The sequence below is a fragment of the Novosphingobium sp. 9U genome (genome assembly GCF_902506425.1).
Taxonomy (GTDB): Bacteria; Pseudomonadota; Alphaproteobacteria; order Sphingomonadales; family Sphingomonadaceae; genus Novosphingobium.
This window is the reverse complement of record NZ_LR732517.1, coordinates 1-2420: the sequence shown is the minus strand read 5'-3', so window position 1 is coordinate 2420 and position 2420 is coordinate 1. Positions and strand designations below refer to the sequence as shown.

The window sequence follows — 2420 nt, the reverse complement described above, 5'->3', positions numbered from 1 at the left end:
CGATGCAAGCTACCCTGTTTCTTCTTCAAGCACGAGGCATCGACAGCCGCTGTGGGATGCCGCTTAAACGCATCTTCCGCTCTGGATGGCATCGAACGCGCCTCGACCATTTGGGTCGAAATGCCTCCTCGGCCGCAATGAACAAGCTGATGCGCGCTGGCTTCACCAAAACCAGGACGCTTAGACCGCCCTTCCAGCTCTCCTAATCTCGGCCAAAGGCTCAGCTGCTTCACGGTGAGAAAGTAGGTTGGCCTCGGCCATCGTCGTTAGCAGGGCTTGGAAGAGCGTGAGCCGCAATAAACTCAAGCACGGCCTGCCCATTCTTGGTTGCCGGCGTCACGATGTCGAAGTGATTGGCTTGGGACGGAGCCAGAATCAGGACCGGGTCGCCACCGGCTTTGGCCGATGCGATGTAAGGTTCCATGAGGTCCTTGAGCTCACCTTCTACCATGAGCTGCTTGATCCCGAGCGGTTGGTGATCTTGTGGGCTGGCAATATGGTATTCAGCGGGGCGCCGCGCGGGTGTTCCACCCATGAGCGGCACGATCACCGGTCTACCGCAAACTTCAGCATCCACACCTATAAAGGGTGCCAGCGCGCCGGGTCCATCGATCGCGATCACGCTTACGGGTCGAACCTTGGTGCTGCGCCAGGGTGAGCCAATTCGACTCCGGGACGATGCCCAAAGCGCAAAATATGCACCCGCGGAATGACCGACCATCGTCACTCGCGTGAGATCAAGCTTGTAGCGCGGCGCTATGTTGGCGAGCTTGTCCACCGCAGCGGCAACGTCCTCAAAGCTCCCAGGCCATCCGCCGCCGGGATCGCCGACGCGGCGGTATTCGATGTTCCATGTTGCAAAGCCCCGAGCAGTCAGCGCATCGGCGAAGGCCGCTATGCTCGTGCGCTTATCCACGCTCGACATGAAGCAGCCACCATGCACGACCACCGCGACCGGGAACGGACCCTGACCTTTGGGCAGTCTCAGATCCGCAACCTGCAGCGCTGATGAGCCGTATGCGATTGTCGCCCGCGGCCTTGTCGCTGCTGCACCCGCTGCCTTGTAGGCAGCTTCAGGATTTGGAACCTGCGCTTGCAAGGGAACAGCCAGTAAAGACAAGCTCACGGCAACCAGCGCTCGACGCATTAGATCCACCCCTAGTTTTTCGATCGCGAGCGTATTTCTTTACCGATCAGATATCAAGATTGCGGAAGCGGCGCTCGGGGGGGGGACAACTCTTCTCTTCCATTTAAGTCACTAGCTACGGGAGACCCAGTTGCGCAGGTCAGAGCCGCTCATTCGCAACCCAGAACTTGCATCTCGTTCACTTTGGCTCTGTGGCCGGTCTGGCGCTTGATCGTATTCGACGAACGCTGTTGACGGATGGATCGCGGCTCGGCAGCTCTGGGGTCGACATCCGTTGTGAGATGAACGGGCGGCAAACAGTGGAACGGGGGATGCGACGAATGTTCGTTTTGACTTCGGCGGCGGTCACCTTGGGCGGAACTGCAACGATGCCCGCACATGCGTCGGCGTGACCCCAGACGCCAGCAGCCGTTGTGCAAGCTCAGGTAGATGCCTTCAACAAGGGCGACGTGGACGCGTTCGCGTCGCTATACGCTGAGGATGTGGAGTTCTTCGACCTTGGACATGGCGCGAAGGCGACCCTCTCTGGCCGAAGTGCCCTTCTCATCCGCTACAAGCCGATGCTGACCAGATATCACCCGCGGGCGACCATCCTCTCGCGTACGGAAGCTGGCTATTTTGTCATCGATAAGGAGCGCACTAAGGCGGGCGGCCGATCAAGTCAGGGCGTCGCTATCTACCAAGTCGAGTTTGAGAAGGTCAGAAGGTTTGGTTCACTCCTTCATCGCGCAGCACTGCAAGACGCTCCCGGCGCGTTGCTTGGCCAGTACGTGCCCCGCAGGGCCGCTTCGACGTGCAGCTCATGTTAGCTGCCCTGCCCTGAGCCCTTCGGCCGCGACCCACAACCCGCCATTCAGCGGCGCTAGCGCCCTTCCCACAAGCTACCGCTCATGCAGCTTTGCCGAGCAGATTGGACGCGGCATGCAACGAGCATTGGACGGGAGAGATCGTGTGTTCTGGATGCCTGCAAGCCAGCGAGAGCGGCAAGCGCCGCTACAGTAACTTGCCGATAACCCAAAGGCCGACAGCAAAGAGCACAAGCGCCGACCAGGCGATTAAGTCTTCTGCCAACCGCGCAGCTTCACCGCGGTTTGGCCTTGAGACCCAGTTCCGGTCATTCCGACCGCCCTCCTCGCTCACCAACTTCTGCCACTTGTCGTCTAATCGCGTCGGTTGCAAGAGGGCTTTGGAGATGCCGTTGCCGGGAGCATGGTCGTCTTCGCGGTCGGCATATGCCGCCGCATGATGGAGCTTCGCGGGCGATCCTTCCAAG

Annotated in this window: 4 protein-coding genes; 2 read left to right on the top strand and 2 right to left on the bottom strand. The window is 60.0% G+C overall.

The annotated features are described in order from the left end of the window. Positions 1–206: hypothetical protein (locus tag GV044_RS22405; RefSeq protein WP_236555123.1), on the top strand; the 206-nt coding region annotated here is incomplete at its 5' end. A gap of 23 nt (positions 207–229) precedes the next feature. On the opposite strand, the gene GV044_RS19510 is transcribed toward GV044_RS22405, so the two are convergent. Further along, positions 230–1147 carry a S9 family peptidase gene (locus tag GV044_RS19510; protein ID WP_159874046.1) on the bottom strand — a complete coding sequence of 306 codons (918 nt, stop codon included), beginning with the start codon at positions 1145–1147 and terminating at the stop codon, positions 230–232. 413 nt (positions 1148–1560) lie between these two features. Between GV044_RS19510 and GV044_RS22895 the strand changes: the two genes are divergently transcribed. Further along, on the top strand, positions 1561–1956 hold the full coding sequence (locus GV044_RS22895) for a nuclear transport factor 2 family protein (protein ID WP_159874044.1): 396 nt from the start codon (positions 1561–1563) through the stop codon (positions 1954–1956). A gap of 184 nt (positions 1957–2140) precedes the next feature. On the opposite strand, the gene GV044_RS22400 is transcribed toward GV044_RS22895, so the two are convergent. Further along, on the bottom strand, positions 2141–2420 hold a 280-nt coding region (locus GV044_RS22400), incomplete at its 5' end, for a hypothetical protein (protein WP_236555122.1).